This window comes from Mycobacterium sp. 23 (assembly GCF_048287075.1).
GTDB lineage: Bacteria > Actinomycetota > Actinomycetes > Mycobacteriales > Mycobacteriaceae > Mycobacterium > Mycobacterium gordonae_B.
The window spans coordinates 4,769,247-4,792,097 of record NZ_JBLVUX010000005.1 but is presented as its reverse complement, the minus strand read 5'-3'; the positions used below and the strand labels follow the sequence as shown (position 1 = coordinate 4,792,097).

20 protein-coding genes and 3 pseudogenes are annotated in these 22,851 nt (G+C 67.4%); 8 read left to right on the top strand and 15 right to left on the bottom strand.

The annotated features are described in order from the left end of the window. Nucleotides 1-19 precede the first annotated feature (19 nt). Together ACNQS7_RS23370 and ACNQS7_RS23365 are read right to left on the bottom strand one after the other, a co-directional pair. Complete coding sequence (locus ACNQS7_RS23370; RefSeq protein ID WP_156296608.1) at nt 20-178, bottom strand: hypothetical protein; 159 nt, start codon at nt 176-178, stop codon at nt 20-22. A 156-nt stretch (nt 179-334) separates the two neighbouring features. Then, on the bottom strand, nt 335-787 hold the full coding sequence (locus tag ACNQS7_RS23365; protein WP_418014399.1) for a hypothetical protein: 453 nt from the start codon (nt 785-787) through the stop codon (nt 335-337). Between the two features lie 177 nt (nt 788-964). On the opposite strand from ACNQS7_RS23365, the gene ACNQS7_RS23360 reads away from it, so the two are divergent. Continuing rightward, nucleotides 965-1,384 carry a hypothetical protein gene (locus ACNQS7_RS23360; protein ID WP_418014398.1) on the top strand — a complete coding sequence of 140 codons (420 nt, stop codon included), beginning with the start codon at nt 965-967 and terminating at the stop codon, nt 1,382-1,384. 15 nt (nt 1,385-1,399) lie between these two features. Here ACNQS7_RS23360 and ACNQS7_RS23355 read toward each other — a convergent pair whose 3' ends face one another. Then, nucleotides 1,400-3,604 (bottom strand): serine/threonine-protein kinase, encoded by a 2,205-nt coding sequence (locus ACNQS7_RS23355; RefSeq protein ID WP_418014397.1) that lies wholly within the window; start codon nt 3,602-3,604, stop codon nt 1,400-1,402. A 196-nt stretch (nt 3,605-3,800) separates the two neighbouring features. Here ACNQS7_RS23355 and ACNQS7_RS23350 point away from each other — a divergent pair, with 196 nt between their 5' ends. Beyond that, nucleotides 3,801-7,055 (top strand): patatin-like protein, encoded by a 3,255-nt coding sequence (locus ACNQS7_RS23350; RefSeq protein ID WP_418014396.1) that lies wholly within the window; start codon nt 3,801-3,803, stop codon nt 7,053-7,055. A 5-nt stretch (nt 7,056-7,060) separates the two neighbouring features. On the opposite strand, the gene ACNQS7_RS23345 is transcribed toward ACNQS7_RS23350, so the two are convergent. Further along, the gene (locus tag ACNQS7_RS23345) at nt 7,061-7,753 is read right to left on the bottom strand and encodes a GAP family protein (RefSeq protein WP_065045447.1); all 693 of its coding nucleotides are present in this window, start codon (nt 7,751-7,753) and stop codon (nt 7,061-7,063) included. Nucleotides 7,754-7,773: 20 nt separating this feature from the next. Beyond that, nucleotides 7,774-8,955 (bottom strand): TDT family transporter, encoded by a 1,182-nt coding sequence (locus tag ACNQS7_RS23340; protein WP_418014394.1) that lies wholly within the window; start codon nt 8,953-8,955, stop codon nt 7,774-7,776. A gap of 140 nt (nt 8,956-9,095) precedes the next feature. Between ACNQS7_RS23340 and ACNQS7_RS23335 the strand changes: the two genes are divergently transcribed. Together ACNQS7_RS23335 and ACNQS7_RS23330 are read left to right on the top strand one after the other, a co-directional pair. Beyond that, a complete protein-coding gene (locus ACNQS7_RS23335) occupies nt 9,096-9,335 on the top strand; it encodes a hypothetical protein (protein ID WP_065045454.1) in 240 nt (79 codons plus the stop codon). Further along, nucleotides 9,336-9,725: a hypothetical protein gene (locus tag ACNQS7_RS23330; RefSeq protein ID WP_065045445.1), complete on the top strand. Its 390-nt coding sequence runs from the start codon at nt 9,336-9,338 to the stop codon at nt 9,723-9,725. It abuts the gene before it with no gap. A gap of 3 nt (nt 9,726-9,728) precedes the next feature. Here ACNQS7_RS23330 and ACNQS7_RS23325 read toward each other — a convergent pair whose 3' ends face one another. Continuing rightward, on the bottom strand, nt 9,729-10,454 hold the full coding sequence (locus ACNQS7_RS23325; protein WP_418014393.1) for a DUF2510 domain-containing protein: 726 nt from the start codon (nt 10,452-10,454) through the stop codon (nt 9,729-9,731). A 56-nt stretch (nt 10,455-10,510) separates the two neighbouring features. Further along, a complete protein-coding gene (locus ACNQS7_RS23320; RefSeq protein WP_418014392.1) occupies nt 10,511-11,170 on the bottom strand; it encodes an LppP/LprE family lipoprotein in 660 nt (219 codons plus the stop codon). A gap of 268 nt (nt 11,171-11,438) precedes the next feature. Here ACNQS7_RS23320 and ACNQS7_RS23315 point away from each other — a divergent pair, with 268 nt between their 5' ends. After that, nucleotides 11,439-13,022, top strand: coding sequence for an LCP family protein (locus tag ACNQS7_RS23315; protein WP_418014391.1), 1,584 nt, complete (start codon nt 11,439-11,441; stop codon nt 13,020-13,022). Nucleotides 13,023-13,041: 19 nt separating this feature from the next. On the opposite strand, the gene ACNQS7_RS23310 is transcribed toward ACNQS7_RS23315, so the two are convergent. From ACNQS7_RS23310 to ACNQS7_RS23290, 5 genes and pseudogenes are all read right to left on the bottom strand, one after another. Continuing rightward, on the bottom strand, nt 13,042-13,827 hold the full coding sequence (locus ACNQS7_RS23310) for an SDR family NAD(P)-dependent oxidoreductase (protein WP_418014390.1): 786 nt from the start codon (nt 13,825-13,827) through the stop codon (nt 13,042-13,044). A 28-nt stretch (nt 13,828-13,855) separates the two neighbouring features. After that, nucleotides 13,856-14,416, bottom strand: a pseudogene (locus ACNQS7_RS23305) (GH12 family glycosyl hydrolase domain-containing protein); the annotation flags it as partial. A 198-nt stretch (nt 14,417-14,614) separates the two neighbouring features. Beyond that, a pseudogene (locus tag ACNQS7_RS23300) lies at nt 14,615-15,400 on the bottom strand (cellulose binding domain-containing protein); the annotation flags it as partial. A 246-nt stretch (nt 15,401-15,646) separates the two neighbouring features. Next, on the bottom strand, nt 15,647-16,480 hold the full coding sequence (locus ACNQS7_RS23295) for an SDR family oxidoreductase (protein WP_418014389.1): 834 nt from the start codon (nt 16,478-16,480) through the stop codon (nt 15,647-15,649). A 54-nt stretch (nt 16,481-16,534) separates the two neighbouring features. Continuing rightward, on the bottom strand, nt 16,535-17,416 hold the full coding sequence (locus tag ACNQS7_RS23290) for an enoyl-CoA hydratase (protein ID WP_418016116.1): 882 nt from the start codon (nt 17,414-17,416) through the stop codon (nt 16,535-16,537). A 198-nt stretch (nt 17,417-17,614) separates the two neighbouring features. On the opposite strand from ACNQS7_RS23290, the gene ACNQS7_RS23285 reads away from it, so the two are divergent. From ACNQS7_RS23285 to ACNQS7_RS23275, 3 genes and pseudogenes are all read left to right on the top strand, one after another. Continuing rightward, nucleotides 17,615-17,779, top strand: coding sequence for a hypothetical protein (locus tag ACNQS7_RS23285; protein ID WP_120794132.1), 165 nt, complete (start codon nt 17,615-17,617; stop codon nt 17,777-17,779). Next, nucleotides 17,721-19,272: pseudogene (locus tag ACNQS7_RS23280) on the top strand (alpha,alpha-trehalose-phosphate synthase (UDP-forming)). The gene ACNQS7_RS23285 and the pseudogene ACNQS7_RS23280 overlap by 59 nt, the downstream one beginning before the upstream one ends. A gap of 85 nt (nt 19,273-19,357) precedes the next feature. Then, nucleotides 19,358-19,936 (top strand): hypothetical protein, encoded by a 579-nt coding sequence (locus ACNQS7_RS23275; protein WP_418014388.1) that lies wholly within the window; start codon nt 19,358-19,360, stop codon nt 19,934-19,936. A 12-nt stretch (nt 19,937-19,948) separates the two neighbouring features. Here ACNQS7_RS23275 and ACNQS7_RS23270 read toward each other — a convergent pair whose 3' ends face one another. From ACNQS7_RS23270 to ACNQS7_RS23260, 3 genes are read right to left on the bottom strand one after another with little or no spacing between them, the layout of a single operon-like run. After that, the gene (locus ACNQS7_RS23270) at nt 19,949-20,440 is read right to left on the bottom strand and encodes a mammalian cell entry protein (protein ID WP_156296614.1); all 492 of its coding nucleotides are present in this window, start codon (nt 20,438-20,440) and stop codon (nt 19,949-19,951) included. Next, nucleotides 20,440-21,171, bottom strand: coding sequence for a mammalian cell entry protein (locus ACNQS7_RS23265; protein WP_418014387.1), 732 nt, complete (start codon nt 21,169-21,171; stop codon nt 20,440-20,442). Before ACNQS7_RS23265 ends, ACNQS7_RS23270 begins: the two co-directional genes overlap by 1 nt. Continuing rightward, on the bottom strand, nt 21,171-22,841 hold the full coding sequence (locus ACNQS7_RS23260) for a virulence factor Mce family protein (protein WP_418014386.1): 1,671 nt from the start codon (nt 22,839-22,841) through the stop codon (nt 21,171-21,173). Before ACNQS7_RS23260 ends, ACNQS7_RS23265 begins: the two co-directional genes overlap by 1 nt. Nucleotides 22,842-22,851: the final 10 nt, after the last annotated feature.

Here is a 22,851-nt window from a genome sequence, read left to right as displayed (position 1 = left end):
AAGCCGGCACGTCCCGTTCTCAGCCTCGGGAACCGCCTGGCACCAGCTTCCGCAGCCGGCCGACGATGCGCGTCAGCGGATTTCCCCCCGCGCGCCGCGAGTCGTTGATCCTGTCCAGCGTCTGCTCACCTTTGACGGCGTAGTCCTTGACGCTTTCGTCGCCTTCTTCAGCGCGCATACCTGGCTCCGTTCTTGATCAGCTTCGTTCGGCGCAAACCGCTCCGGTGGTCAGCACCTCGCACGGCGTGCCCGGTCCCAGCTCGGCAGGGACACCCCAGTCGCCTACCCGCCGTGCCGGTGCGTCCAAACAAACCGGCGGCCAACGCGCGGCGTTTCAATCGGTCGCGTTCCGCCCGGATTCGCCGCGCTGATCGCCAACCGGCTTGGCAGAAGGGTCACCCGACCCGAACTGCAGGACCGCGTTGGCCAGGGGGTAGTCGCCGCCGTCGGTGCGCGACTGGATGTAGCGACGGACTCTCTCGTTGCCGAACAACGCCGCGCCGGCCTGGTCCATGAACTGCCGGATCTCGTCGGTGTCGAGCAAGACCAACTCGTCCTCGCCGCGCCAGCCGAAGGCGATCTGCAGTGCCCGGGCAGAGAGGCCGAAGGCCTCGCCCATGACGGTCAACTCGGCGAAATTGGGGAAATCGTCGGCTTCCTTGCGCCGCGAGTAGGTGGCTTTGGCCAGGTTGAGGGCAGTGGCGATCTCGCCGTCGGGAACATCCCGGTTCAGCAACCACTCCAGGACACGGCGAAGATCCCGGCCGGCCTTGTTCGTCCTGGGCATCTCAAAAACGCTACCCGGTGACCGGTAGACAGTCAAAGTACAGCGCTAACGGTCTGAACTTCTGATATTCGGTATCTTAGACTAATTTTGAGAAGATGTTTCATTTTTGAAACTCACGAGTTAGATTGGGGCTGAGCAACTGCTTCGTCACACGGGACCAGATCAGCGGGAGACACCATGCACAACCGTTCGGGCGACGGCCGCACCCAGTCATCTTCACGACGTTCTACCGGTAGGCGTTCTACCGGTAGGCGGCTGGCGATTATCGCCATCGCCTCGGTGGGGGCCGCGGTCATGGTTGCCGGCAGCGCCTACGCCGACCCGGTGGAAAACGCCCCTGTCGACGGCGTCGACACGAGCAGCCCCTCCTACCAGCTGGGCTACCACCAGACATTCAGCGACTACGAGATCGTCGCCAGTCGGATGCGCGCGGAGGGATTCGGCCTGGAAGACATCGAGATCTCCAGCCGAGTCGATGCCGTGTGCGCCAACGAAGGGCAGTCCGTGCAGAGCACCCCAGAGCTGACCGGCCCCGAATTCATGCGGGGCTGCGCCGACGCGGTGGAAAGCCTGGTCCAGGCCAAAATCGCGTCCTGAGGCGAGCTCTCGGCGTCAGCCCCCGGTGCGGTTGAACTTCATGTCGTAGGGGCCGCCCTTACAGGCGCTGCCCGACTCATCTTTGGTGCCGCCGCCGGTGAGCAACATGATCGGGTCCTGCTCCGGCTCCGGGAGCGGGAAGGTGCCCTTGATCCTGACGTGCGACGTCCCGCCGGCCGGACAGGACGCGTCGTACTCGTCGTCCCGCGTCCATACATTGTTGGCAAACAACAGCAGTTGGGTGCCGCTACTGCCGTTTCGGACGAACCGGCTCAGACAGCGGTCACCGGTGCGGAGACAGATGGTGTCGACGTTGTAGTCGGCTTCCTGCGGCTTGGGCGCGTTGGCGCCGGTGTAGGTCGTCACCAGATGGTAGAAGCCGTGCAGCGCCTCCGCCGGCGAGATCTGGCGCGCGGACTGCTCGGCAGGGTTGGGCAGGCTATTGAGGTCGGCGTCTCCGACCCGGGTGAACGTCACCGACCGCTTGCTGTAGCAGTCCAGAGAATCGGTGATCCATTCGCCGACCATGGTGCCGTCGGCGTGTGGCTGCAGCCAGACGTAGTTCCACTTCTCGATCGGCTTGTCATTGCAGTTTCCGCCCTCGAGTGCCACCGCGATCCAGCGCCCGCGAACGTCGTCGAACACCAGTTTCGGGATGTGGTTGTAGGGCCCGTCGGTACGCTGCGCGGTCGCGACGCACCCACTGTTGTTGTTGCCGGTGCAGGCCGACCGCAGCACCCAGGTTTCCTTGGCCGGCGGTTCGGAGTTGGCCACCTCTTTCCCCGCCAGGGACAGCTTCGGGCCGAAGTCAGCGGTGTAAGTGCCGGTGAATGGACCGCCAGTGCTCGGCGCGCCGGAGGGCTCCGCCGTGCCCGAATGCTCGGTGGATTGATTGTCGCCACTCTTGCCACCACCGCTCAGCGCGATGCCGGCGACGACGGCGATGACCACCAGCAACACGCCCGCGCCCGCGAGGATCAGCGGGGTGCGGCGCTTCTTGCCCGGTTTGGCGGGCGGGCTTTCCACGGAAGACGGTGGCGGGGCCGTTAGCTGCGGCTCGCCGCTCAACCGGAACTGGGTCGGCTCCTCGTTGCCGTGCCGAGGCTGGCTGGGGTCGAAGTTGGGCCGGCGCTGGGTCGGGTCGGTGGGCGGGCGCTGCGGGCTGGGCTCGGCAGGCGGCCGGTACAGCTTCGGATCCGACGACGGTCGATAGGGACTCGGCTCCGGAGGCGGTCGGCGCTGCGGCTCGGGCGGCGGCCGGCGCTGCGACGGGTCGACATAACCGGGGCCACCGCGCCGCGGCGGGGGTTGCCTGGGTGGCGGCGGACCGGGCGGCGGCTGCTTGGGCGGGGGCGCCAGCTGGGTTCGCTGCTGCACGGGCTCGGGCCGCCGCAACGGGATCGGCCGGGTCCCGGTGACCGCTTCCCGGGCGGCCGCGGCCATGTCCGTCACCGTCGGATAGCGCTGCTGAGGGGTCTTGGCCATCGCGGTGGCGATGACATTGTCGAGTTCTTCGGGTATGCCGCGCCTGATGGTGGACGGCCGCGGCGGCGGCAGGCTGAGGTGCCCACCGATCTGCTGTTCCAAGCTGCCGCCGGGGAACGGTTGACTGCCGGTGAGGCATTCATGCAGCACGCAACCCAGGGCGTAGGTGTCGCCGCTCGGGTCGGTCTGACCGGTGGTCACGCGTTCGGGTGCCATGTAGGCCCAGGTGCCGATGACGTTGCCGGTACCGGTCATGTGCGAATCCCCCGAGGCGCGGGCGATGCCGAAGTCGATCAGGTAGGCGAAGTCGTCTTCGGTGACCAGGATGTTGGACGGTTTGACGTCGCGGTGCACCAGGCCGATCCGGTGGGCGGCCCGCAGCGCCGAGGCGATCTGCTCAATGATGTTGACCGCGCGCTCGGGCTCCAGCGGGCCCTCGGAGATGATGGCCTGCAGGTCTCTGCCGACGACCAACCGCATGTCGACATACAGCCGGCCCTCGATTTCGCCGAAATGGTGGATCGGCACCACGTGGGGGTCGTTGAGCCCGGCGGCCGCCAGCGCTTCCCTACGGAACCGCTGCTCGAATGTCGGGTCATTGGCCAGGTTTGCGGGCAGCACTTTCACCGCAACGACACGTTGGGTCTCGGTGTCGTAGGCACGCCACACCTCGCCCATACCGCCGCGGCCCAGCAACTCGATGAACTGGTAGCGGCCGAATGTCGTACCTTGCACTCCGCCCCCCTCAGCGAAAGTCTCGGTGGATACTCAGCAAAAAACATTAGAGCCGCACCAGCGGGGATGCACGGCCGTATTGACTAGCTAATCACGAAACGATTGCAGCCGGGATAGCGAGGCGCGGCACGGCCGGAAAAGCGCAGACTGAAACGTAGAGCCAGGAACTCCCGATGTAGGTCCAGGGGGTGCGCACATGCCATTCGAGACACCATCGCCGGTCACCGAACTGACGCAGGAACTGCGCCTTGCCACCACCATGACCGGAGGGGTCAGCCTGGCCATCTGGATGGCCGGGGTAGCCCGCGAGATCAACCTGCTCACGCAGGCGTCGCAGTGGCGCCGGGAGGGCGGCCCGTTTCCCGCCGACAGCCGACTCAGCAAGGAGTCGGCCGCGTCGCTGCGGCTCTACGCGAGCCTCATCGATCTGCTCGACGTGATCGTCGACGTCGACATCCTGTCCGGGACGAGCGCGGGCGGCATCAACGCGGCGCTGCTGGCGTCGTCGCGGGTGTCGGGGTCGGACTTGGGTGGGTTCCGTGAGCTCTGGCTCGACCTCGGAGCCCTGACCGACCTGTTGCGCGACCCGCGCGACAAATACACCCCGTCGCTGTTGTACGGCGACGAGCGCATGTTCGCCGCACTGGCCACGCAGATCCCCAAGCTGGCGCCAGGGCCTTTTCCGCCGGCGGAGTTTCCCGGCGGCGCGCGTATCCCGTCCACCACGCTGTATGTCACCACCACGCTGCTGACCGGCGAGGCCAGTCGGTTCACCGACTCGTTCGGAACCCTTGTCCAGGACGTCGACCGGCGCGGCCTGTTCACCTTCACCGAAAGTGACCTGGCCCGACCCGGCACCGTCGGGGCCCTGGCGCTGGCCGCGCGCAGCTCCGCGTCGTTCCCCATCGCGTTCGAACCGTCGTACCTGCCCTTTAACAGGGGCACCCCGGCCAAGGGGAAGGTGCCGGCGCGGCCGCCGATGGCGCCGTACACCAACATCACGCGGCCGCACTGGGCCGCCGACGGGGGCCTGCTCGACAACCGGCCGATCGATGTGCTGCTCAAGCGCATCTTCGATCGGCCGGCCCGCCGTCCGGTGCGCCGGGTGCTGCTGTTCGTGGTGCCGTCGGCGGGCCCGGCGCCGGATTTGGTGGCCGAGGCGGCACCGGATGACGTCGACGAACCCCTGGGACTCATCGATGGGCTGCTGAAGGATTTGGCCGCCATCACCACGCAGTCGATCGCGGCCGACCTGCGTGCCATTCGGGCTCATCAGGACCGGATGGAAGCCCGCACGGACACCAAGCTGCGGCTGGCCGAGCTGGCGGCGGCGCTGCCGCACAGCTCGCGATTGCTCACCCCTCGCCTGATGGCCGACTACACGGCGCGGGAAGCCACCCGGCTCGCACAGACGCTGACGGATGCGTTGCTGCGCCAGCTGGGTACCTGGCCTCCCGCGCCGGCGACGATGCGGAACGCGGAGCGTTCCGAGGAGGAGCGGCGCCATCAGACCGCGCCGGCGACGATGCGGAACGCGGAGCGTTCCGAGGAGGAGCGGCGCCATCAGACCGCGCCGAGTGATCTCGCCGAGAGCATTCCGAAGAACTGGGAACCCGAGCTCGCCGTCGGCGGTGACTCCGACCGGGCCTGCCGGCAGCGGATCACCACGGCGATCGTGAGTCGCTGGACGCTGCCGAAGGACCAGGCACTGCCGCGCGGGCCCGCGGACCTGGCCCGGTATGGCCAACCGGCACACGACCTCGCGAAGTCGTGTGCGATCGCCGTCGTACTCGCCGCCTACCAGCTGGCGCGGTCCGATGACGACGTCGCGGCCCTGGCCGAACTCACCAAGGGGATACACGCGGCGTGGCCGCCCCCGGCGCCGGTTGAGCTGGGAACGCTGGTGCGCGAGGTGTGCACCGATGCGACGGTCCGGCACGGATCCCTGACGGACGCCGCGGCCTTGATCGCCGCGGAATATCTGCACCGGATCACGGTGCCGGCCGTCGGCTGGAGCAACCTCGGCCAAGTCCTGTTCGACAACTTCGGCACGCTGAATATGTTGGCGGCCAACGGTTCAGCCGCCAGCGACGCGGCGGCCCCGCTGCGCACCTACCTGAGGTATCTGGACCTGGCGGAGGACGGGGACACCACAGCATTGGCGCTGTTCGACCTCGCTGCGGCGCAGCGCGCGATGCTTCCCGCCGAGGCGGACATCGAACAGTCCGTGGAGCTCGTCCAGGTGAGCGCGGACTCGCGCAGCCTGCTCGCACCGGACTGGCAGACCGCGCAGCGCAAGCTCACCGGTATGCAGTTCCACCACTTCGGCGCGTTCTACAAGCGGTCGTGGCGGGCCAATGACTGGATGTGGGGTCGGCTCGACGGCGCCGGCTGGCTGGTTCATGCGCTGCTGGACCCGCGGCGGGTGCGGTGGATGGTGGGGCACCGCGCAGCGGTGCGAGGAGAAGCGGCGCCGGTAAAAGGCGCCGGCGGCGCGCAATGGTTTCTCGAGCGACTCAAAGAGCTTGGGGCACCGGCCTTTCCGAAAGCCGGTTATCGGCTGCCGACGGTCGGCGAGGAATCGGAGCGGCTGACCGAGGACATGTTGCTCGCCGAACTGGCCTTCCTCGACGACCCGTCTGCGGACCTACCGCCCAGCCTGCCCCGGACCTCGCTGTGGTTGGCGCAAGCGTGGCAGCAACGAGTTCTCGACGAGGAACTCGATGAACTGGCCGCCACCGTGATCGACACCGAACCGGGCGAACGGCCCGACTGGAGCCCGGCCACCTCGCGCAAGTGGGCTCAGCAGGTACTGGCCGCCGACCCCGGGCCGGCGAAATATGCTCTGCTGAACGAGGATCCGGTGGCGGCCGAGACCTTCGCCACCGACAAGGGTTCGCCGCTGATGGCGCACACGGTGGCCAAAGCGGCCGCGACGGCATCTGGGGCGGCGGGCTCGGTCCGGCAGCTGCCCGCAGTGGTCAAGCCACCGTTGGCCACCCTGCGGACGGTGGCCCTCGGCGGGTACCGGGTGGTGTCGCTGACCCGCGGGGTGGCCAAGTGGACGTTGATGGCCGGCGCAGCGCTACTCGTGCTGGGCACGGCGGCGGCGATCGCATCCGACGGTACGTTCGGCGCGCTGGGCCTTGCCGCGGCCGGCATCGGCGCCTACCTCCTGGTCCTGGGAACCTGGCAGTTCTCCACCCGGCTGCTGTTCGCGCTGCTGTCGACAACGCTTGTCAGCGCGGTACTTTCGCTGGCCACGCCGACGGTGCGCCACCGGCTTTTCGGCGACGCGACGCATCCCGGCTGGGTGGGCGCCCACGCCTATTGGCTGGGCGCGCAGTGGTGGCACCCCCTTGCCGTCGTCGGCGCGCTGGCACTCAGCGTCACCCTGGCGGCCGTCGCCAAGCCGTCAAAACCCTCGTCGCGCCGCCGCCGGGCCCGGTAGCCGGGTCACTTCAGGGCGCTGATTCCGTTGTAGAGCACCATTAAGCCGATCAGCACCAGGACGGCGGCGAGCATCGCGGCGTGGTTCTTCTGCATCCATTCCTTGAGACGGTTCAACGGCTCATCGAGACGGTCGCCGGCGGCGGCATATCCCAGGATGGGGATCGCCACCGTCGACCCGGACAGCACGATGAACACCGCGGCGAAGAGCCATTTGCCGCCGATCCCCAGCCCGCTGGTGCCGATGGCCAGCCCGCCCGCCAGACAGAGGATCGACACCTCGAGCCGGACCACCGTGAGCACCAACGCCGTAATGCCGGCCCGCTTCGGAGTGATGGTGTCGAACGCCCGCATCCACCGCGGCGCCTCGCCGTGACCGTGGCGAGTCAGCCACCGATAGATGCCGAACAAAATCAGTGCCGAACCCATCACGACGCGCAGCCAGGACGCCCACGCCGGTGGCGACTTGTGCAGGCCGGCGAACAAGCCGGATCCGGCCACGAAGAGTGCCGTGAGCGCGGTCAGCCCCAGCATCCAACCACCGAGAAACGCCAGGCTCGTCGGCCGTGGCCGCGGCGAATGCAAGACCAGCACCGCCGGGATGATCGTCAGCGGAGAAACGGCGATGACCAGAGCCAGCGGAATGAGGGTGGCAAGCAGTGAGCCCCAATTTCCTGTCACGGGCAGCAATCTTCGCATTCAACACGCGTGCTCACCCGTCAAACGGGGCGCGTGCGCACGATCGGATCCTCCTTATGGGCTTTCACCGGGGCCGAGCTCGGCGGCAGCGTGAGCAGGTTGCCCCGCAGGCTGCCGCGGGCGGTACGGACGGTGACCAGGATCCAGGTCAGCAGCAGACCCAGGTAGGCGACGGCGGCCGCGACCTTGAACGCCGGAAGGTGAGTGTGCGCGGCCAGTTGAGAGGTGCCGGTGACAAAGGTGCCCACCGGAAAGGTGAGACTCCACCACGTCAGGGCGAAGGGCATCCCGCGCCGCAACGTACGCACCGTCAGCGCGGTGGCCAGCGATATCCACAACACGGCGAACCCCCACACCGGCACCCCGAAGATGACGGCGAAGTCGTTCATCGCCGCCGCAAGTTGGTGATCGACCGCACCGGTTGCGGCCGCCGTCGCGAGAAGCCCTGCGGCCGTGATGGATTGGCCGAGCGGACCCAGCACGATCCACAGCGTCGGCACCCGCGCCGAGCCGGAGGTGCCGTACAGCACCAGCCTGCTCCAAATCATCGCGATGATGTTCAACGAGGCGATCAGGGACAGGCCGAACATCGCGTAACACCCGTAGAGCATGGTCTCGCGGCCGGTTCCCGGCGGCATGTGTGGCAGTAGCAGCGCGCCCGTCGCGGCCGACACCATCGGCGGCACCACCGGCATCAGCCAGCCGCCGAACGCGGCGTCGGGTTCGACATGCAGTTGGGTGAACATCAGGAACGGGATACTGACGGCGGTGAACAACCCGCCGGCCGTGCCCGCCGTCCACAGCACCCAGTCCAGGTCGACGGCAACCCGCCGGCCGATCAGGTCCCCGCCCACCAGCACCGCGCCGGCGCCGACGGTCATCAACGCCATCGGCGCGGCACCGTAGAAGTGGGCCATCTGCGGATTGCGGGCATGCGTGCGGGCCACCGTCGGGTTGCGCAGCCAGTGGCCGCCGACCAGGACGATCAGCACCGCCAGCAGGACCGCGGCGAGCACCCAGACACCGCTGGTGAACCCCCGCAGGCCGGGCACGTGTACCGGCAGTGTGGCCCCGGCGATGGCCACGATCCCGGTGCCCATCACCGAGGCGAACCAGTTGGGCCCGATATTGCCCAGAACCTCGACGCGTGGGTGCGATTCTTTGGGTAGCGAAGGCGCGTCGTCGGGGCTGGGGTTGGCCATAGCTGAGCAACCTACTGCCGACGATCACCCGCCGGCGCAATTGGGCAGAACATGTCGGGTGAACAGTTTCTGAAGGCGGCGCCGTGATTACGGTCGCCTACACTGCCGTGGGTGCAGCCCTGGCGAAAGCTCGCGATTCGATGACAAAGCCGCTGGTGATCGGAATCTCCGTGCTGCTGGTGGTGGCGGCCCTGGCCATGCCGATCAAGCAGCGGTGCGGGGCCCCGGGCCGCTCCTGCGCCACCGCGGTAGACGCTAATGGCGACGTACACTATTACTACGAAGTGGAACCATTCGGCATATTCCTTATCGAAAGTGTGATTGGTTCGAATATCCCGTTGTATTACACGTCCGGCGAGGAGATCGAGAGGGTCCGCTGAATGGCAGGGCATGCGCGCATAGCAGCACTGGTCGTGTCGGCGATGCTGATCGGCGGTGCCATCGCGTCGGTGCCGGTGACCGATATCGCCCTCGTCACCGCGCACGAGAACTTCTGCGGCGCCGGCTACCTGTGCCCCGCCGACCCGGCGCCCGACGGCGGCGACCAAGCCACCGCGGAACGCCGAATCACTGACGGCTATGTCGCCAAGCAGGCGGGTTGCACCCCCGACCTACCGGCCAATCCGCAATCGGTGACCTGGGATCCGCCCGGGTTCACCCCCAACACCGGTGGATCGGGAACCATCAACGATTCGGATCCGCAGCTCGGTGGCCACTTCGTCGCCGACTACGTCAACGGCCGCTGGCACATCGACTACCAGTACTGCTGAGAATCAGCCGCGGCACGCCTGCGCCGCGAAGCGCACCGTCGTGACCGACGGCGTGTTGAACTGCGCGTCGAGCGTCAGGTCGGGCTGCACCGGTTGGTTGACGACGCCCAGGCGGGTGAGGTCCAGCAGGATCTGGACGGTATCCGGCGCCACCCGGCGGGCATTGGTGTCCCGGTCGGGCCGCATCCGCGCGTCGGTCCCCTCGGCAGCCAGAGTGCTGGTGATGGCCAGGTCGTCGGTGTCCTGTTCGGGACCCAGTTCGGCGAACTTGCGGCCGTTATTGGCCACGCTGTAGGTCAGGACGTAGCCGACGAACTTGGTCGATTGCGTTCCCGTGGGCGACGGCGGCAGCGGCTTGGCGAAGTGAATCGTCAGCTGCAGCACGCTGCTGCGGGGGTGCTTCACCTCGACGCCGGACACGGTGATGCTGTCGGGTGGCTTCGGCCCTTCCTGTAGCCGGCAGTTCAGCCGGCCGGGCAGGCCGGCCCAGTCATCGCGCGGCGGGTCGGACCACAGGGTCCAACCGATGCCGGCCAGTGCCACCACCAGGACGACCGGCAGCGCCACCCGAAGCGGTGCCGGCAGAACGTCCCACCGCGGACGCAGCCCGGTCAGCTGCTTAGTCCCCTTGGGCCGCCGGTGCGTCGTCCAGCGCTCACCGTCCCAGTAGCGCTGACCCGGCGAACCGTCGGGATCGACGTACCAGCCTGCCGGCGGTGCAGTCGGCACGGTCAAGCTCCATTCGATCGGCGGAAGTCAGGGGTGGGCGTGCTGATGGCCGGCGCCTAAGGCGGCGAATCCAGCGATTCCGGCGGCCAGTCGAGCATCTGCACCTTGTCGCCCTTCCACTGGAACCCGACCGTGGTCAGGATCCCGTCGGTGCAGGTGGAGCAGCTCTGCTGGGTCCGATACGTGAGGACGACGGTGTCGTTGGTGGACGCCGGACCCTCCAGCTCGGTGAAGGGGTAAGCCCTAGGGGTGGCGGTCCCGACGTACCCGCCGCGGTGAAACAGCAGCGCCAGGTCGGGCGAACTGCTGGTGCCGTCCTGCACCGTCACCACGATCGCGGACAGGTCCGCGCACGCGTTGTAGTTGCTGGCCGAGGCGTTGCGGTCCCATTGCTTGCCGGTCTTGCGGTCCGGAGCAACCTGGCCCAGCGCCGCGGTCAGGGCCGCGGCTTCGTCCGGCCCGCAGGCGGCGGGGTTGCCCGCGACGGAGGTCGTCGGCGCCGCCGTGGTCGAGGAGGATGGCGCCGATCTGGCCGCGCGTGGGTCTCGGTCGTCGCCGCCGAATGCGAACAACGTCACCGCGCCCACGCACACCAGCACGACCAGCGCGGCGACCACCCAGCCGATGCGTCCCCGGCCGGGTGCGCTGGTATCCAGGTCGTCGGACGGGTCATACGCCGGGGGCGGCCAGTCCGGGTCGACCTCCCCAGCAACCATCTTTGAACAGACCCTTCCGACCCGATCGTGCCTAAACAGCTCTAAACGACCGCCGAGCTTGGCGGATTGTAGCCTGAAATGGCTGGTAGCGACATTTTAGCGACGCCGCCGCCGGCGGCGTGTCCAGGTGAATCTGCCCACATCAGCAACTTTTTGTTGGGGGGTTCGCAGCAAGCTACCGCATACTAGACGGCATGCGTCGAACGACCTCACCGCAAACCGCCGGCCCGCTGCCGGCCGGTGCGCCGGTGTCTGGTCGGGGCCGCTAGTGGGGCGTTCCGGCGGCGCACACCGCCTACAGAAGAATCAACGTGCGCGCGGGAACCATTCGCAGCTTCGCCGACGGCTGTCGCGGGGCTTCATGACGCTGGTGTCGGCGGTGGCGCTGGGCATGACCGGCGCCGGCTATTACGTGGCCCACGGCGCGCTCGGCGGCATCACCATTTCGCAGGCTCTGACCGCCGAAGACCCTCGGTCCACCGGTAACACGATGAACATCCTGCTGATCGGGCTGGACTCCCGCAAAGACCAGGAGGGCAACGACCTGCCCTGGTCGATCTTGAAGTACCTGCACGCCGGCGACTCCGATCAGGGTGGCTACAACACCAACACCCTGATACTCGTGCACGTCAGCGCCGACGGGAAGGTCGTCGCGTTCTCCATTCCACGCGACGACTGGGTGCCCTTCAGCGGGGTTCCCGGCTACAACCACATCAAGATCAAGGAGGCGTACGGGCTCACCAAGCAGTACGTCGCCAACCAGCTCGCCAACCAGGGCGTGAGCTCCCAACACGAACTCGAGACGCGGGGACGCGAAGCCGGGCGGGCCGCCACACTGCGCGCGGTACGCAGCCTCACCGGAGTTCCCATCGACTACTTCGCCGAGGTCAACCTGGCCGGTTTCTTCGACCTGGCCCAGACGCTGGGCGGCGTCGAGGTGTGTTTGAACCATCCCGTCTACGACTCGTATTCGGGAGCCGACTTCCCGGCCGGCCGGCAGCGCCTCGACGCGTCGCAGGCGCTGTCCTTCGTGCGACAGCGGCACGGCCTGGAGAACGGCGATCTGGACCGGACCCACCGCCAGCAGGCCTTTTTGTCCTCGGTCATGCACGAACTGCAGGACACCGGTACCTTCACGAACTTCGACCGACTCAACAGCCTGATGGCCGTCGCGCGCAAGGACGTCGTGCTGTCCGCCGGCTGGGATGAGGCGCTGTTCCGCCGGATGGGCGACCTGGCGGGCGGGAACGTCGAGTTCCGGACGCTGCCCGTGGTGCGTTACGACAACATCGACGGCCAGGACGTCAACATCATCGACCCGGCCGCCATCAAGGCCGAGATCGCCGCAGCCCTCGGAACGGATTCGCCGACGACAGCACCGAGCACCACGAGCGCCAAGCCGAACCCGTCGACCATCGTCGACGTCGTCAACGCCGGGAGCATCAGCGGCCTGGCGACCCAGGTGTCCAACGCGCTGAAGAAGCGCGGCTACACCGCCGGGCAGGTCCGCGACCGGCAATCGGGCGACCCGTCGACGACCACGATCCAATACGGCGCGGGCGCGGAAACCGATGCGCAGAGCATGGCCACCCTGCTCGGTGTCGACGCACCCAAGCAGGCCGACGCCTTGATCGCACCCGGGCACATCCGGGTCACCGTGGACACCAACTTCTCCATGCCGGCCGCCGACGAGTTGTCGGATACGACCAGCACGACGAGCACGACCACGACGACCACCACAACCACCAAGCCGAGCAGCAGCGGCTACTACTACAACGGCACCTACACCAATTACCCGACGCCCGATCGGGGAAAGCCGATCGACGGCGGCGGGGTGCCCTGCGTCAACTGAGGCCCGCGACGCAGCGCCGTCAGGCGTGCGTTCCGCCGTCGATGCGGATCTCGGTGCCGGTGATGAACTTGCCGTCCTCGGACACCAGCATGGCGATGACGCCGGCGATCACCGACGGGTCCGCCATGCCGGCGCCGCTGGACTTCTCCGTGGTGGGCAGGATCGGCAGCAACCTGCTGAACAGCGACCAGTTGGCGTCTTTCGGGATGTAGCCGCCGGTGGCGTCGGTGATGCCGGACTTGATACTGCCCGGGGCCACGCAGACCGCGCGGAGTCCGGCGGCGGCGTATTCCAGGGCCAGCGAGTGGGTGAATGCCTGCACGCCGCCCTTGCTCGCGGCGTAGGCCGCCATGTACGGGTGCGCAAAGCTCGCCGAGGTGGAGCTGAAGTTGACGACGGTGCTGCGCGGGTTGTCCAGCAGCGCCGGTAACGCTTCGCGGACCATCAGGAACGTGCCGGTCAGGTTGACGGTGATGATGCTGTTCCACAGCTCGAGGCTGGTCTGGTGGGTGTGCGCGGCGCGCAGGATGCCGGCTGCGTTGACCAGTGAGTCGAGCCCGCCGAGGGTGTCGATGGCACTGCGCACTCCGGCGGTGACCGAACGCTCGTCGGCGACGTCGATGACGCTGGTGGTGAACCGCTCGGCGGACTCCGCCGCCCGGTCCCGCGTGGTCACCAGGCCGTCCACCACGACGTCGGCGCCCACCACCGTGGCCCCCTCGTCGAGCAGGCGCAGCGCGGTGGCCTGCCCGATCCCCGATCCGGCGCCGGTCACCAGGATCCGCTGACCATCCAGTCGCTTCATGCCGGAAGCGTAACGCGCGCAGGGAACCTCAGTTCACCGTCGCCGAGAACGAGTCGACACCCAGTCCGACGCCGCCGCTCCACGGTTCGAAGCCGGCCTGGATGCTGGTCAGGTACCACGAGTCGGTGATCGACTCCATCGTGGCGGTGTGGTCGATGAAGTCCATCGCGTCGAAGGTCCACACCTCGATGGGCTGGTTCGCGACGTACGACATGACATTGTTCTGGCCGTTGCTGCCGTCCCACACCGTGAAGGTTTTGCCGTTGATCGTCGTGCTGCCTACCGGGGAGCCGACCGGCTGGATGGGGCCCTGGTGGTTGAACCAGACCATGATCTCCTGGTTGTTCACTCCGGTGGTCTTGGGTGTGGGGTCCAGCCAGATGTCGTAGGCCGCGTCCCAGGTTCCCCCGGTGACGTAGTTGTAGTCGATGCTGGTGGTCGCGCTGTTGATCTGACCCAGCTGAATGGGCAGGTTGGTGCCCGTCGACGCGTTGCCGTAGTGCACGCCCGCGTAGACCGACGGGTAGCCCAGCGGGGCGCCGTTGGTGGGGGCGGAGCCATTTTCGGTGGTGATGGTGAACCCGGTCTGGCTGACCGTGATGGCCTGGCCGCCCGGGTTGTTCCAGGCGTTGTTCTGCACCACGTAGCCGCCGGTGATCGTCGTCGATCCGTACTGGGTGGAGATGACGGTTCCACCGGTCGGGAGCGTCGGCGGAGTGGTCGGGGTGGTCGGGGTGGTGGGGGTGGTGGGGGTGGTCGGCGTCGTGGTGCCGGGGGTGCCGGCGATCAGCGGATTGGTCGGGGGCGCGTAGGCGCCGGTGTGGGCAGCCTGGAACCCGACCTCGACGGAGGTCCCGGGCGCGATCGTCGCGTTGTAGCTCGCCGGCGTCACGGTGTACTGCTGTGTTGTCGTCGGGGCGAGTTGGCCGCCCCAGGCACTGGACACCGACGAGCCGGTGGGCATGGTGAATTGCAGCTGCCAATTGTTTATCGGCGTGGCCGTGGAATTGGTGATTGTGTACTTGCCGATGAAACCGCCGTCCCATTGCGAGGCCGTCGTGTACGTCGCGGACAGACCGGCCGGGGTGGTGGGCGTGGTCGGCGTTGTGGGCGTTGTGGGCGTGGTGGGCGTCGTCGGGGTGGTGGGCGTCGTCGGGGTGGTGGGCGTCGTGGGCTCGGTCGGGGTCGACGTGGACGGGGTGGCCGGAGCCGGGCGGCCCGTCAGCAGGCTGACCACACCCTGCAACTGGGCCTGCACCTGCTGCTCCGCGCTGCGCAGCGAGGCCGCGACCGCCGTCTCGGTGCCGGCATACCACTGCGCGCCCGCGTTCAGCGCTTGCACGATTTGGGCGTTGACGGCGGCCACCACCTGCGCGCTGATCGCCTGGTACTGCCTGGCTTGCAGGTTGAGGAATCCGTTGACCGCGGCCGATATCTCGTCCACGCCGAGCGCCGCGAGTTGGGTGGTGGGCGCCGCGGCCGCGGTGTTGGCCGCCGTCAGCGTCGAGCCGATACCGGCGAAATCCGCCGCCGCGGCCGCCAGCAGCCCTGGCTCGGCAATCACATACGACATGTCTAATTCCTTAAATCACGAGCAATATTTGCCTATAACAGGCATATATCGAAAGGATAACGAACACATCGGCCGAAAGTAGCACGCACTGGTCTACGGGGTGTTCAGAAACGGCGAATTTGAACACGCAGGGCGGTGTTGTCAAAAAACTTCACAAATAATCGGGAATGCGCAACGGGCGTACCAAATTGGCCCGCAATTACTTAGCGCACCGCAATAAAGCGCGGCTCGGGCGGCTCGGGCGGCCTACACCACTCCGCGCAGTGCGTCGGCGCCGAACATCTGCTCCATCATCGAGGAGTAGTCCGGTCCGCGCCGCACCATGTGGCCGCCGTCGACGTTGATGCACTGGCCGGTGATGAAGCTGGCCGCATCGCTGAGCAGGAACATGGCCAGGTTGGCGACGTCCTCGACCTCACCTATCCGGGGCAGCGGCGTGCAGAGCGCGTAGTCGCCGCTGATCTCCGGCGACTGGATGACGCTGGCGTCCACCAGGTCGGTGCGGATCAAACCGGGACGGATGCTGTTGGCCCGCACCCACGACGCCCCGAGCTCATCCGCGGCCAGCTGCATCATGTGGTCGATGGCCGCCTTGGTGACCCCGTACGGCCCGAACCAGCGGTGCGTGTTGCTGGCGGCGATCGAAGAGATGGCGACGAAGGACCCTCCCCCGCCGCGCACCAACTCCCGCGCGGCGTGCTTGAGCACATACATGGTGCCGTTGACGTTCAGGTCGACGGTGCGCCGCCAGGCTTCCGAATCGGTGTGGGTGATCGGTCCGACCGTCAGCGAGCCGCCCGCGCTGTGCACCACCCCGTACAGTCGGCCGTGCCATGCCGTTGCGGCGTCCACGGCCCGGACGACCTCGTCTTCGTTGGTGACGTCGGCCGGTTCGTAGCGAATCGAGCCGGACAGTTGCAGCCCTTCGATCTCGGCGACGGCCTCGGCCAGCCGGTCGGCGTTTCGGCCGACGATCATCACCGATGCGCCGCCGTCCACCAGCCCGGTCGCCACCGCCTTGCCGATACCGCTGCCGCCGCCGGTGACCAGGTATGTCCGGTCGGTGAATGAAAGCTGCACTGAGAGCCCCTCGCGCCGAAACTGAAACAGGTTCTAACTATCGAACCATGCGCGCTACGGGATATCGCGGCGGGCAACCTTGGTCGGCCGGGCGGTGCGCCAGTCCTCGACGTCGGGCGGCAAGCCGACCGGGAATCTGTTCTCGTTGTGCGCCGCCCAGTGCGCGTGCCCGAGTTCGTGGACGTGGAAAGCGTGGCGCAGCGCCTCGGTGAAGCCCATGGCGTCGGCCGCCGCGTTGACCGAGGCCTTCACCAATAGCGACGCCATGGTGGGTCGTTCGGCGATGCGCCGCGCGAACTCAAGGGTCTTCTCCTCGAGGTCGTCGAGCGGGAAGACCTTGGACACCATGCCCAGCCGGTAGGCCTCGTCGGCATCCAGCGAATCACCGGTCAGCAGTAGCTCTTTCGCCTTGCGCGCGCCGAATTCCCAAGGGTGCGCGTAATATTCGACGCCCGGCATGCCCAGCCGCACCGCGACGACGTCGCTGAACTTGGCGTTGTCGGCGGCCACGATCAGGTCGCACGCCCAGATCAGCATCAACCCGGCCGAGATGGCGTTGCCCTGCACCTGGGCGATGGTGATCTTGCGCAGGTCGCGCCAGCGACGGGTGTTCTCGAAGAAGAAGTGCCACTCCTGGTGGTAGAGCTTCTCAACGATCGGCTCGAGGGTGGCGCCGTGCGAGCGCAACGTCGGATGCTGGTGCGGCCCAGGCTTGCGCTCCAGCATCGCCTCCTCCGACCCGAGGTCGTGGCCGGCGGAGAAGTTGCGGCCGCGCGCCGCCAGGATCACCACACGCACGGTGTCGTCGGCCTCGGCACGCGCGAACGCCTCGTCCAGCTGCACCAGCAGGGTGCGGTTCTGCGCGTTGTGGGCGTCCGGGCGGTTCAGCCAGATCCGCGCGATACGGCCCTCGTCCAGCGTTTCGTAGACCACCATCTGCGGCGTCTCGGCGTTCTGGGACTCAGCGCCGGCGCTGGTCTGATCGGAAAGTGTCATTCCGCCCACCTCACTTGTCACGGGGCTCACTTGTCACGGGGCTTGGGCTTTACACATTACGGCGAGTGTGTAACCGGGATACGGCTGGGTTGCCGACTGGGGACGGGCCCATAGCACGTCTTGGCTTAGCATTGACCAATGCCAACAAAAACGGACCATGGTGACATCGGCGACGTGGAACCGCTGGCCGACAGCACCGCAAGTCAGGCCCGGCGCGTGGTCGCCGCGTACGCCACCGACGCCGATGAGTGCCGCGTCTTTCTGTCCATGCTCGGTATTGGTCCGGCGAAGCACGAAAACTAATGGCTGCCAGGAGCGGCCGGTCTGCGAAGGCAGGCTTCGGCGACTCCGACTTCGTGGTGGTGGCCAACCGGCTACCCGTCGACATGGAAAGGCTGCCCGACGGCAGCACCACGTGGAAGCGCAGCCCCGGCGGCCTGGTCACGGCTCTCGAGCCGCTGCTGCGCAAACGCCGCGGCGCCTGGATAGGGTGGCCCGGCCTGGTCAGCGACGATGTCGCTGAGCCGGACGAGAAGCCGATCGTCCAGGACGAACTTCAACTTCATCCGGTCTGGCTGAGCGCCGCGGATGTCGCGGACTATTACGAGGGTTTCTCGAACGCCACCCTGTGGCCGCTGTACCACGACGTCATCGTCAAGCCGATCTACCACCGCGAATGGTGGGACCGCTACGTCGACGTCAACCGCCGGTTCGCCGAAGCCACGGCACGTGCGGCCGCCGAGAACGGCACTGTCTGGGTCCAGGACTACCAGCTGCAACTGGTGCCCAAGATGCTGCGGAGCCTGCGGCCTGACCTGACCATCGGCTTCTTCCTGCACATCCCCTTCCCACCGGTGGAACTGTTCCGGCAGCTGCCGTGGCGCACCGAAATCGTCGAGGGTCTGCTCGGCGCCGATCTGGTGGGATTCCATCTGGCCGGCGGCGCCCAGAATTTCCTGGTGCTGGCCCGGCAACTGATCGGAGCCAACACCTCGCGGGGTTCGGTCGGGGTGCGGTCGCGCTTCGGCGAGGTGGAGTACGAGTCCCGCGTCGTGCGGGTGGGCGCGTTCCCGATCTCTATCGACTCCGGCGAGCTCGACCATGCCGCCCGGGACCGCAACATCCGGCGCCGGGCGCGGGAGATCCGCGCCGAACTCGGCAACCCGCGCAAGGTGCTGCTCGGCGTCGATCGGCTCGACTACACGAAGGGCATCGACGTTCGGCTCCGCGCCTTCAACGAGCTGCTGGAAGAGGGCCGCGCCAAGCGGGACGACACCGTGCTGATCCAGTTGGCCACGCCCAGCCGCGAGCGCGTCGAGAGCTACCAGATCCTGCGCAACGACATCGAGCGGCAGGTGGGCCACATCAACGGCGAGTACGCCGAGGTCGCCCACCCGGTGGTGCACTACCTGCACCGACCGGTCCCCCGCGACGAACTCATCGCCTTCTTCGTGGCCAGCGACGTCATGCTGGTCACCCCGCTGCGGGACGGGATGAACCTGGTGGCCAAGGAGTACGTCGCCTGCCGCAGCGACCTGGGCGGCGCCCTGGTGCTGTCCGAATTCACCGGCGCCGCAGCAGAACTCCGTCAGGCGTATCTGGTCAACCCGCATGACCTGGAAGGTGTCAAGGACGCGATCGAGGCGGCGCTCACCCAGACTGAGGACGAGGGCCGCCGCCGGATGCGCGCGATGCGCCGCCAGGTGCTCGCCCACGACGTAGACCGTTGGGCCCGTTCATTTCTCGACGCGCTGGCGTCGGGGGCCGAAGACACGCAACCGACCGCGCGGACCTGACCGCCCGATTCCTTGGTTTTCGCGGCCAATCGCTGTGATACTCAGATACAGCGCGTGGAACCTGAAGGCAGGAAGGGAGAGCACCGTGAAGATCCGTCGTGGGCTGGCCGCCGGTGCGGGCGTAGCCCTGGCCGTTTCGACCGGGTTCGTGCTGCAATCGGGTGACCCGGCGCATGCGGTCGCACCCCCGGCGGATGGCGTGTACACCTTCAACGGGCCCGGGGTTCCCGCGACTTGGACGATCGGCGTGCTGTGTATTCAGGTCAACGGCAGCCGCTATTACAAGGACTATGACAACCCGGACATCATGGCGGACTTCTGTGCTCTCAACGTGGTCAGCGCAACGCCCCAGGCGCCGATCACCACCCAGGACCAACTGCAGAACTTCACTGGCAGAGCCCGGCTGACCAACGGACTGTGGACATTCCAGGTCGACAAGGCCAACGGCGTTTCGTGCCCGGGCGGCGGGACCGGCCCGACCCAGGAAACCTACGCCTTCGACAACGAGACGATGGCCGGTACGCACACCATCTTGCACGGCGCGGTCTGCGGCCTGCAGTCGGACATGAAGAAAGAACCGTTCTCACTGCAGCTCATCGGACCCCCGGCGAGCCCGATCGAGCGCTATCCGTTGCGGTGCAACGACATTGCGATGTGCTTCTAAAGGAGCGCCCGGCTAGATCGGCGTGATGTAGGAGATCAGCCACTTACCGCCGATGCGCTTGAATTCGACGCGCAGCCGGCTGCCGTCATAGTGCGGCTCGCGTGACTTGTCCGTCACGATGCGGTTCATGTACACCATCGCGGTCGCCGAATTGCGCTTGGCGGCCATGACTCCCACGCCCACCACGTCTGCCTGGACCACCATCTCCCGCTTCTTCGCCTCGGGAATGATCTGCGCGTTGACGACTTTCTTGAACTCCTGGCGGTAGTCCGGCGTCAGCAACGGATACACGTCGTTGAGGCTGCGCTCGATGGTCTGGAAGTCGTAGCCGAAGAACTGCGGGATCTCCTTCTCGGCCAGCTTCGGCAGCTCCGCCCGGGCGGCCTGTTCGCCCCGGGTCTCGACCCGATCCCAGTAGAACCAGCCGCCGATCGCCGACAACGCCACCACCGCGACGACCGCCAGGGCGCCGGCGACCGGGAGAAGCCACCGCAGCCGGCGCATCAGTTCCCTCCGTTGGGATACATCAGGTCGTACGCGGTCATCTGGCCGCGCTCGTCCTGGTGCACGATGACCCGCAACCGGTACGGCTCGGACGGTTTGTTGACACCGTCGATGTCCGCGACGGTCACCCGCACCGCGACCAGCACCGACGCGTTGTCGCTGACGTTGTCGATACCTTCCAGGGCGGCACCGTTGATGACCGCCTCGGAGGTTGCGTTGGTCTTGCGGTACAGCTGCTTGAGGAACTCGACGTTCTCGCTGCCGAACTTGCTGCGCAGCGGGCCGCTGGTGCCGTTGACGAACCGGGTGACCGATTCGTCGATGGTCTCCTGCGTGTAGCTGTACATGTTGACGACGGTCTGGGAGGCCGTGTCGACGAAGCGCTGCTCGCGGGCCTGCCGCGCGTCGGCCGCGCGGTGCTGTCCGGCCAGAACCACGACACCCCACACCAGTCCGGCGATCACCAGAACCGAGGCGGCCAGGGACACCCAGCCGACCATCCGGCCGTTCGGTCGGCGCCGCCGGGGCGGCCGGGCGCTGATGGACTTGGCCTTCTTCGTGGGGCCCTTGGGTGCGGTCTTGGTCTTGACCGCGGTGTCGTCGGCACGGACCTCGCCGTCGTCGGCCACCGGGGCGCTGACTACCGCGTCCTTCGGCGGACCCGCCGCGCGTGACGCCCGGCGGCGGACGCGCTGGGTCGTCGCGTGTTCTTCTGTCACCACTGGATCCACTAAGAGTTTTTCGGCGCGAGCATGAGGTCCACCCAGCTCTCGGCGTTGGAGGTCCCGGTAACGCCGGACGCGAAGATACCAGTGCCGCCCGCCGGATCCTTGAACCGGCCGGTAGACGGGTCATAGGTGGTGGTGTAGGCAGCCCCGTTGGCTTCCGCCGGACCCGTGCCGACCGGTGGCCCCGGCGGCTCGATGAACTTGGGGTAGGGCAACTGCGGGGGTACCGGCGGATAGTCCGGCGGGTGCCACGACGGGTTACCCGGGGGCGGCGGGACGTTGTTGGGCGGCGGCGGGTCGTAGGCAGGCTGATGCGGCGCCGGACCCGGGCCGGGCGTAACCCCGGGCGGCGGCGGACCGACGATCGGGGTCCCCGGATCGGGATCGGCTCCCGGCGGGATGAACGGGAAGTGGTTGGGCGGCAGCACGTTCAGCCCGTTGGTGACCGGGGTGCCGTACGGGATCGGCGGTCCGCGCCACGGGTTGGTGCCGATCGGCACATACCCGCGGGGGTCGCGGCACAACTGCACCGTCGGTGCCCGCTTACCCGGGAACTCCTGGCACGGATAGTTACGGGCGCCACGCACGGTGCTCGGGTCGTTCTGCGCGGTCTTGCAATACATGTCGCGCGGGACTTCCCGAACCGTCTCGTCGGCAGGCGACCGGATCAACGGCGAGGGCAGGAAGCCGGTATTGCATGGCGGTGGGTCGTTGAGGTCGATCTTGAAGTCCAACTTCGCGCCCTCGTCTTGGGGTTGTCCGCCGGCCGCGGTGGTGATCGCGGCGAACAGTGCTGGAAAAACCACCAGAAGCTGCTCGATCGTCTTGTGATAGATCACGCCAACCCGGCCCAGGTTAGCCATGTTGGCCGCCAGCGCCGGGAAGGACGGGCGGATACCGCTGAAGGTCTCGTTGGCCTCGTCCAGCGCTCCCGGCGCGGTGGCCAGCGTGTCACGCAACCGCGGATCGGCCCGGCGCACCTCGGACGTGAAGCGCGCCAGTCCGTCGGACAGCGACTTGATGTCGGCACCGGCGCGGACCTGGGCCTGCAGGAACGGCCCGGCCTGGTCGATCAGCTGGGAGATCTGCGGGTAGTTGGTGTTGGCCTCGTCGACCAGCAGCCGCGCCGACTCGACCAGTCTGGCCAGCTCCGGTCCGGTGCCGTTGGTCGCCAGGAACGCCTCGTGCAGCACCTCGCGCAACCGGGTGTCACCGAGGCTGTTGACCAGTGTCTCCGCCTTCTTCAGCAGGTCGGCGACGTCCTGGCCGATGCGGGTGTTGGCCCGGTCGATCTTGGCACCGTTGCGCAGCTTGCCCGGCACGGGGTTGGTCGGCGGCACCAGGTCGATGTACTGCTCGCCGATCGCCGACACACTCTTCACGGAGGCGACGACGTTCGACGGGATAGGGGTCCCGCTGTTGAGTCGCATATCGGCCGTGACGCCATTGGGGTTCAGTTGCACTGACTCCACCCGGCCCACCGCGACACCGCGATAGGTGACATTGGCGTTCTTGTAGATGCCGCCGCCTGCGGCGAAATCGGCGCTTACGCCGTAGGTTCCGATGCCGAACGTGGACGGCAGCCGCAGGTAGAAGATGGCCATCACAGTCAGCGTGATCACGGTGATCGCCGCGAATATGGACAACTGGATTTTGGTGAGCCTGTCGATCATCGTCCTCGCC

What these genes read in the sequence shown, in the direction of transcription:
- ACNQS7_RS23370 (WP_156296608.1), bottom strand. Translation starts at nt 178, where the DNA reads ATGCGCGCTGAAGAAGGCGACGAAAGCGTCAAGGACTACGCCGTCAAA.
- ACNQS7_RS23365 (WP_418014399.1), bottom strand. Translation starts at nt 787, where the DNA reads ATGCCCAGGACGAACAAGGCCGGCCGGGATCTTCGCCGTGTCCTGGAG.
- ACNQS7_RS23360 (WP_418014398.1), top strand. Translation starts at nt 965, where the DNA reads ATGCACAACCGTTCGGGCGACGGCCGCACCCAGTCATCTTCACGACGT.
- ACNQS7_RS23350 (WP_418014396.1), top strand. Translation starts at nt 3,801, where the DNA reads ATGCCATTCGAGACACCATCGCCGGTCACCGAACTGACGCAGGAACTG.
- ACNQS7_RS23345 (WP_065045447.1), bottom strand. Translation starts at nt 7,753, where the DNA reads ATGCGAAGATTGCTGCCCGTGACAGGAAATTGGGGCTCACTGCTTGCC.
- ACNQS7_RS23340 (WP_418014394.1), bottom strand. Translation starts at nt 8,955, where the DNA reads ATGGCCAACCCCAGCCCCGACGACGCGCCTTCGCTACCCAAAGAATCG.
- ACNQS7_RS23335 (WP_065045454.1), top strand. Translation starts at nt 9,096, where the DNA reads ATGACAAAGCCGCTGGTGATCGGAATCTCCGTGCTGCTGGTGGTGGCG.
- ACNQS7_RS23330 (WP_065045445.1), top strand. Translation starts at nt 9,336, where the DNA reads ATGGCAGGGCATGCGCGCATAGCAGCACTGGTCGTGTCGGCGATGCTG.
- ACNQS7_RS23320 (WP_418014392.1), bottom strand. Translation starts at nt 11,170, where the DNA reads ATGGTTGCTGGGGAGGTCGACCCGGACTGGCCGCCCCCGGCGTATGAC.
- ACNQS7_RS23310 (WP_418014390.1), bottom strand. Translation starts at nt 13,827, where the DNA reads ATGAAGCGACTGGATGGTCAGCGGATCCTGGTGACCGGCGCCGGATCG.
- ACNQS7_RS23290 (WP_418016116.1), bottom strand. Translation starts at nt 17,416, where the DNA reads ATGGTGGTCTACGAAACGCTGGACGAGGGCCGTATCGCGCGGATCTGG.
- ACNQS7_RS23285 (WP_120794132.1), top strand. Translation starts at nt 17,615, where the DNA reads ATGCCAACAAAAACGGACCATGGTGACATCGGCGACGTGGAACCGCTG.
- ACNQS7_RS23270 (WP_156296614.1), bottom strand. Translation starts at nt 20,440, where the DNA reads ATGCGCCGGCTGCGGTGGCTTCTCCCGGTCGCCGGCGCCCTGGCGGTC.
- ACNQS7_RS23260 (WP_418014386.1), bottom strand. Translation starts at nt 22,841, where the DNA reads ATGATCGACAGGCTCACCAAAATCCAGTTGTCCATATTCGCGGCGATC.